The sequence below is a fragment of the Streptomyces sp. NPDC054847 genome (assembly GCF_053610925.1).
On record NZ_JBSGZJ010000410.1, the window covers coordinates 1 to 6,360 of the forward strand.

7 protein-coding genes are annotated in these 6,360 nt (G+C 74.0%); 5 read left to right on the forward strand and 2 right to left on the reverse strand.

Translation table 11 applies throughout. From position 1 onward, the window contains the following. Window positions 1-286 precede the first annotated feature (286 nt). Complete coding sequence (locus ACWGH4_RS28670) at window positions 287-634, reverse strand: SCP2 sterol-binding domain-containing protein (RefSeq protein ID WP_453466037.1); 348 nt, start codon at window positions 632-634, stop codon at window positions 287-289. A 42-nt stretch (window positions 635-676) separates the two neighbouring features. On the opposite strand from ACWGH4_RS28670, the gene ACWGH4_RS28675 reads away from it, so the two are divergent. From ACWGH4_RS28675 to ACWGH4_RS28695, 5 genes are all read left to right on the forward strand, one after another. Continuing rightward, window positions 677-961 (forward strand): hypothetical protein, encoded by a 285-nt coding sequence (locus ACWGH4_RS28675; RefSeq protein ID WP_307705666.1) that lies wholly within the window; start codon window positions 677-679, stop codon window positions 959-961. A gap of 7 nt (window positions 962-968) precedes the next feature. Then, complete coding sequence (locus ACWGH4_RS28680; protein ID WP_453466039.1) at window positions 969-1,784, forward strand: TlyA family RNA methyltransferase; 816 nt, start codon at window positions 969-971, stop codon at window positions 1,782-1,784. Further along, window positions 1,781-2,719: an NAD kinase gene (locus ACWGH4_RS28685; protein WP_441266586.1), complete on the forward strand. Its 939-nt coding sequence runs from the start codon at window positions 1,781-1,783 to the stop codon at window positions 2,717-2,719. The genes ACWGH4_RS28680 and ACWGH4_RS28685 overlap by 4 nt, the downstream gene beginning before the upstream one ends. Before the next feature lie 214 nt (window positions 2,720-2,933). Continuing rightward, window positions 2,934-4,679 (forward strand): DNA repair protein RecN, encoded by a 1,746-nt coding sequence (gene recN, locus ACWGH4_RS28690; protein ID WP_453466041.1) that lies wholly within the window; start codon window positions 2,934-2,936, stop codon window positions 4,677-4,679. 235 nt (window positions 4,680-4,914) lie between these two features. Then, window positions 4,915-6,000 carry a glycosyltransferase family 4 protein gene (locus tag ACWGH4_RS28695; protein ID WP_453466043.1) on the forward strand — a complete coding sequence of 362 codons (1,086 nt, stop codon included), beginning with the start codon at window positions 4,915-4,917 and terminating at the stop codon, window positions 5,998-6,000. Between the two features lie 18 nt (window positions 6,001-6,018). On the opposite strand, the gene ACWGH4_RS28700 is transcribed toward ACWGH4_RS28695, so the two are convergent. After that, on the reverse strand, window positions 6,019-6,360 hold a 342-nt coding region (locus ACWGH4_RS28700; RefSeq protein ID WP_453466045.1), incomplete at its 5' end, for a PucR family transcriptional regulator.

Sequence of the window (6,360 nt, forward strand, 5' to 3'; positions counted from 1 at the left end):
CTTCCCCCTACGCCTGGCGGCGTGGGGGACCCCCACCGGACCCCCGCGCCTCAAACGCCGGCGAGGCTGAAGTTGCCCCGCCGCCGGCGGGCTGATTTCGCAGAGCGAAATCCAGCCCCCTGGGGGCACCTCGCACGGCCGCCAGGCCGTAGGGGCAGTTTGAGGGCACCCCGCGAAGCGCGGTACGCGCCCGCAGGGCGGCACGGGGTCCGGGGCTTGCCCCGCCACGCGGCGGAGCCGCACATCGATACAGCGGGAAGGCGCGGGGTGGGGAAACGCGCCGCGGCTAGAGGAGCGTGCGCAGGCGCAGCAGGTCGCGGAAGCTCGCCTCCAGGCGGACCCGCCCCGACGCCCACGCCTTCGCGAAGTTCAGCGAGCCGTCCACCATCGACACCAGGTCGTCGCCCGTCATCGCGAGGCGGATCTGGGCCTTCTCGCGTGGCGGTCCCTGTGCGGTGTCCGTCACCATGATCCGGCCGTTCGCCAGCCGGCCGGTGAACGTGACGTCCAGGTCCGTGATGTGGCAGCTGAGGGAACGGTCGAGGGCGGCGGCGGTCCGTACGTCGCCGTTCGCTGTCGCCAGGTTGTCGGAGAGTCTGTCGAGTGCGCCGCGGCACTCCTGCGTGGTGGCCATCGGCGGCGACGTTACCGCAGGGCTTCGCGGTAGCGTCTGGGCATGAGCGACTCGATGCCCGCCCCCGGTCCGCAGGAGCCCGACGGCGGCGTGCCGGCGGCGGAGGCGTACGACCCGGCGGCCCCCGCGCCGCTGGGTGTGCAGCGCGTGCCCACCGGCGACGCCGGTGTCGACGCGCTGCTGGAGCGGCTGGGCGATGTCGACCACCTCGCTGCGGACGGACACCTCGAGGTGTACGAGGATGTACACCGGGGGCTCAGGGACGCGCTGACCGCGCTCGACACCCGCCCGGGACCCCAGCCGGAACCGCACAACCACAGGAGCTGAACCGCACGTGGCAGGAGTGGCCCGCCGCCGTCTCGACGCAGAGCTGGTACGCCGGAAACTCGCGCGCTCGCGCGAGCACGCGAGCCAGCTGATCGCCGCGGGGCGGGTGACCGTCGGCCGGAACACGGCCACCAAGCCCGCCACCCAGGTGGAGACGAGTGCGGCCATCGTCGTCGCCGCCGACGACAGCGACCCCGACTACGTGTCGCGCGGCGGACACAAGCTCGCGGGCGCGCTCGCCGCCTTCGTACCGCTCGGTCTGAAGGTCGAGGGCCGCAGGGCCCTCGACGCCGGGGCGTCGACCGGCGGCTTCACCGATGTGCTGCTGCGCTCGGGCGTCCGGCACGTCGTCGCCGTCGACGTCGGTTACGGACAGCTCGCCTGGTCCCTGCAGAGCGATGAACGCGTCACCGTCAAGGACCGTACCAACGTGCGAGAAATGACGTTGGAGACGATCGACGGAGAGCCGGTGGACCTTGTGGTGGGCGATCTGTCCTTCATTCCGCTCGGGCTCGTGCTGCCCGCTCTCGCGCGGTGCAGCGCGCCCGACGCGGATCTCGTGCTCATGGTCAAGCCGCAGTTCGAGGTCGGCAAGGAACGCCTCGGCAGCGGGGGAGTGGTGCGCAGTCCCGAACTGCGGGCCGACGCCGTACGCGCCGTCGCGCGCCGGGCGGCGGAGCTCGGTCTCGGCGTGCGGGGCGTCACTGCCAGCCCTCTACCGGGACCCTCGGGCAACGTCGAATACTTTCTGTGGCTCAGGGCCGGGGCGCCCGAGCTGGATCCTGCGGACGTCGACCGCGCAGTGGCGGAGGGACCTCGTTGACCACGACATCAGGAACGACACCGGGCACCAACGGCAACACTTCGAGACGTACTGTTTTTCTGCTCGCCCACACGGGACGGCCCGCGGCGATCCGCAGCGCCGAGCTCGTCGTACAGGGTCTGCTGCGCTGCGGCATCGGCGTACGCGTACTGGCGGCGGAGGCGGTCGACCTGCCGCTGCCCGCCTCGGTCGAGACCGTCGTCGACGCGACGCCGGAGGTCCTCGACGGCTGTGAGCTGCTGATCGTCCTCGGCGGCGACGGGACGCTGCTGCGGGGCGCCGAGTTCGCCCGTGCCTCCGGGGTGCCGATGCTCGGCGTCAACCTGGGGCGGGTCGGCTTCCTCGCGGAGGCGGAGCGCGACGACCTCGACAAGGTCGTCGACCGGGTCGTGACCCGCGCCTACGAGGTCGAGGAGCGGATGACCATCGATGTGATCGTGCGTTCCAACGGCGACGTGGTGCACCGCGACTGGGCGCTGAACGAGGCGGCCGTGCAGAAGGTGTCGCCGGAGCGGATGCTCGAGGTCGTCCTGGAGATCGACGGCCGGCCGGCCACCGGGTTCGGCTGCGACGGCATCGTGTGCGCGACGCCGACCGGTTCGACGGCGTATGCCTTCTCGGCCGGCGGGCCGGTGGTCTGGCCCGAGGTGGAAGCGCTGCTGATGGTGCCGATCAGCGCGCACGCGCTGTTCGCGAAGCCTCTCGTGACGTCGCCGACGTCGGTGCTGGCGGTCGAGGTCCAGCCGCACACCCCGCACGGTGTGCTGTGGTGCGACGGGCGCCGGACCGTCGAACTGCCGCACGCGGCGCGTGTGGAGGTCCGGCGGGGTGCCGTGCCCGTGCGGCTCGCCCGGCTGCACCACGCGTCGTTCACGGACCGGCTGGTGGCGAAGTTCGCCCTGCCGGTCTCCGGCTGGCGCGGGGCGCCCCAGTAGGGCGCGTCGCGCGGGACGGCGTCCTGCGGGCGCCACGGGACCGGACCGGAGGGTGCTCGCGCCCGGGCACCCGGGCCCGGTCCCGCCTGTCCCGGCACGGACGGTGACGGGTCGCGGCGGTCGCCGTCCCGCCTTCCCGGGCTCCGGTATTGCCCGGGAGAGTGAATCGGACGCCGGGGTCCGTCGCACACCGGGGGCCGGACCTCGTATGGTCGTGTCCGTGTTGGAGGAGATGCGGATACGGTCACTCGGGGTCATCGACGACGCTGTTGTCGAGCTGTCGCCCGGATTCACAGCGGTGACCGGCGAGACGGGCGCCGGCAAGACCATGGTCGTCACCAGCCTTGGGCTGCTGCTCGGCGGGCGGGCCGATCCGGCTCTGGTGCGGATCGGTGCGAAGTCGGCCGTCGTGGAGGGCCGGATCAGGGTCTCCGCCGACGCCCCGGCCGCGCTGCGCGCGGAGGAGGCGGGCGCCGAGCTCGACGACGGCACGCTGCTGGTCAGCCGGACCGTTTCTGCCGAGGGGCGCTCACGGGCGCATCTCGGCGGGCGCTCCGTGCCGGTGGGCATGCTGTCCGAGCTCGCCGACGAGCTCGTGGCCGTGCACGGCCAGACGGACCAGCAGGGCCTGCTGCGGCCCGCCAGACAGCGTGAGGCGCTGGACAGGTACGCGGGTGACGCCGTCGCCGTCCCGCACGCCAAGTACGCGGCCGCCTACCGGCGGCTGCGCGCCGTCAGCACGGAGCTCGAGGAGCTGACCACACGGGCACGCGAGCGGGCCCAGGAGGCGGACCTGCTGCGCTTCGGCCTGAACGAGATCGCCGCCGTGGAACCCCGCGCCGGTGAGGACGTCGAACTCGCGGCGGAGGCGGAGCGGCTCGGCCACGCGGAAGCCCTCGCGTCCGCCGCCTCGGTCGCGCACGCGGGTCTCGCGGGCAACCCGGAGGACCCGGAGGTCGTCGACGCCACGACCCTGGTCGCGGGCGCGGGACGGGCGCTGGATGCCGTACGGTCCCACGATCCGGCGCTGGCGGCGCTCGCCGACCGGATCGGGGAGATCTCCATCCTCCTCGGCGACGTGGCCGGAGAGCTCGCCGGGTACGCCGACAACCTGGACGCCGACCCGCTGCGGCTTGCCGCGGTAGAGGAGCGCCGGGCGGCACTGACGCAGCTGACCCGCAAGTACGGCGAGGACATCACCGCCGTGCTCGCCTGGGCGGAGGAGGGCGCGGTCAGGCTCACCGAGCTCGACAGCGACGACGACCGCATCGGCGAGCTGACGGCCGAACGGGACGCGCTGCGCGCCGAGCTGTCCGGCCTCGCCCAGGCGTTGACCGACGCCCGCACGGAGGCCGCCGCGCGTTTCGCCGAGGCCGTGACGGAGGAACTCGCCTCGCTCGCGATGCCGCACGCGCGGGTGTCGTTCGCCGTCCGGCAGACGGAGTCCGCCGACGAGGCCTCCGGAGTCGAGGTCGGCGGCCGCTGCGTGGTGTACGGGCCCTCCGGCGTCGACGAGGTCGAACTGCTCCTGGCCCCGCACCCCGGCGCCCCGCCGCGCCCCATCGCCAAGGGCGCTTCGGGCGGTGAGCTGTCCCGGGTGATGCTCGCCGTGGAAGTGGTCTTCGCCGGGACCGATCCCGTGCCGACGTACCTCTTCGACGAGGTCGACGCGGGGGTCGGCGGCAAGGCCGCGGTCGAGATCGGGCGCCGGCTCGCCAAGCTGGCGAAGTCGGCGCAGGTGGTGGTGGTGACGCACCTGCCGCAGGTGGCGGCGTTCGCGGACCGCCAACTGCTGGTCGAGAAGACCAACGACGGCACGGTCACACGGAGCGGCGTCACCGTCCTCGAGGGCGAGGACCGGGTACGGGAGCTGTCGCGGATGCTGGCGGGCCAGGAGGACTCGGAGACGGCCCGTGCCCACGCGGAGGAGCTGCTGGCCACGGCACGCGCCGACGGTTAGGATCGCGCGCCCCCGGGGGCTTTCGCCGGGGGCGGGCGCGCCGGGTCCGTGCTTCAAGTCGGTCTCGAGGGGGTAGCCGAGGGGCACGGGCGGCGCCGGCCGGACACTCGCCCGAGGTCAGCCGCCTCGCCGGCTCACCCATGTGAGTGATCCCGGTCCGCCGGAGCCGCGTACGTACACCGGCACGACACCCGGACGGTGCCGGAACGTCCGTACGGACTGGCATCCTTGGCGGGTGACACAGCTGCGTACGGTCCAAGTGCTGGGCGGCGGCAGTGCGGGCAGCAGCGCGCACGTCAGGTCGCTGGCCGCGGGGCTGGTGGCACGGGGCGTGCGGGTGACGGTGTGCGCCCCCGCCCGCATCGACGACGTCTACGACTTCCGGGGCGCCGGCGCGCACTTCGCGCCGGTCCCGCGCCGGAGCGACCCTCAGGCCATCGGCGCACTGCGCGCGGCGTGCGCCGACGCGGACGTGGTGCATGCGCACGGGCTCCACGCCGCCGTGCGCGCCTCGCTCGCCCTCGGCGCGCAGCGCTCCCGCATCCCGCTCGTCGTCACCTGGCACACGACGGCCCAGGCCGAGGGCGCGAGGGCAGCGGTCCTGCGGCTGCTCGAACGAAGGGCCGTACGCGCGGCCGCGGTTGTCCTCGGTACCTGCTCGGAGCTGGTCGACCGGGCCCGTGCCTGCGGCGCCCGCGATGCCAGGCTCGCCCCGGTGGCGACGCCCGCCCCGCAGGTCCCGTCCGCTCCTGACGCGAAGCTCCGCGCCGAACTGGGCGTCGTGGGCCACCCGTTACTCGTCGCCGTAGGCAGCCTCGAGCGGCACCGCGGCTACGGCACGCTGCTCGACGCCGCCGGGTCCTGGAGCGCCCTGGACCCCGCGCCGCTCCTGCTGATCGCGGGGGAAGGGCCGGAGCGGGCAGCGCTCCAGCGCCGGATCACGGCCGAGGAGTTGCGGGTCCGGCTGCTGGGCCGGCACGACGACGTTCCCGCGCTGCTGGCCGCGGCGGACGTGGCGGTACTGCCCTCCCGCTGGGAGGCCCGTTCCCTGCTCGCGCAGGAGGCACTGAGGCTGGGCGTGCCGCTGGTCGCCACGGCGGTCGGCGGGGTGCCGGAACTGGTCGGGGACGCCGCCGAGTTGGTCTCTTACGGCGACCCTGTCGCCCTGTCGGCCGCCGTGACCCGCCTGCTGTCCGACCCGGCGCGCCGGGCGTGGCTCACGCAGGCGGGCCGGGCACAGGCGGGGACTTGGCCGACGGAGGACGAGACGGTCGCGCAGGTCCTCAGCGTCTACGACGAGTTGGCGCTCACCGGCTCGTAGCGTCCGAGCCCCTCCCGGTCAGCGGGTGTGGCGGCGGGCCCGTAGCGCCAGGCTGAGGGCGAGGACCGTCTCCGGGTCCTCCAGGTCGGTGCCGAGCAGTTCCCCGATCCGGGCCAGCCGGTTGTAGAGGGTCTGCCGGTTCAGGTGCAGTTCCCGCGCCGTCTCGGCCTTGCGGCCCGCGTGGGCCAGATACGTCTCCAGGGTGGGGAGCAGCGGAGGGCGTGACGTCGCGTCATGGGCCCGCAGGGGCCCGATCGCGCGGTCGACGAACGCCGCCAGGTCCGGATGCTCGCGCAGTCGCCACAGCAGCAGGTCGATGTCGAGGCGGCGAGCGTCGTACCAGGGCCGGTCGTCCAGCCC

Bases quoted from the DNA above. Each gene is read 5' to 3' on its own strand.
- ACWGH4_RS28670 (WP_453466037.1), bottom strand. From the start codon at position 634: ATGGCCACCACGCAGGAGTGCCGCGGCGCACTCGACAGACTCTCCGAC.
- ACWGH4_RS28675 (WP_307705666.1), top strand. From the start codon at position 677: ATGAGCGACTCGATGCCCGCCCCCGGTCCGCAGGAGCCCGACGGCGGC.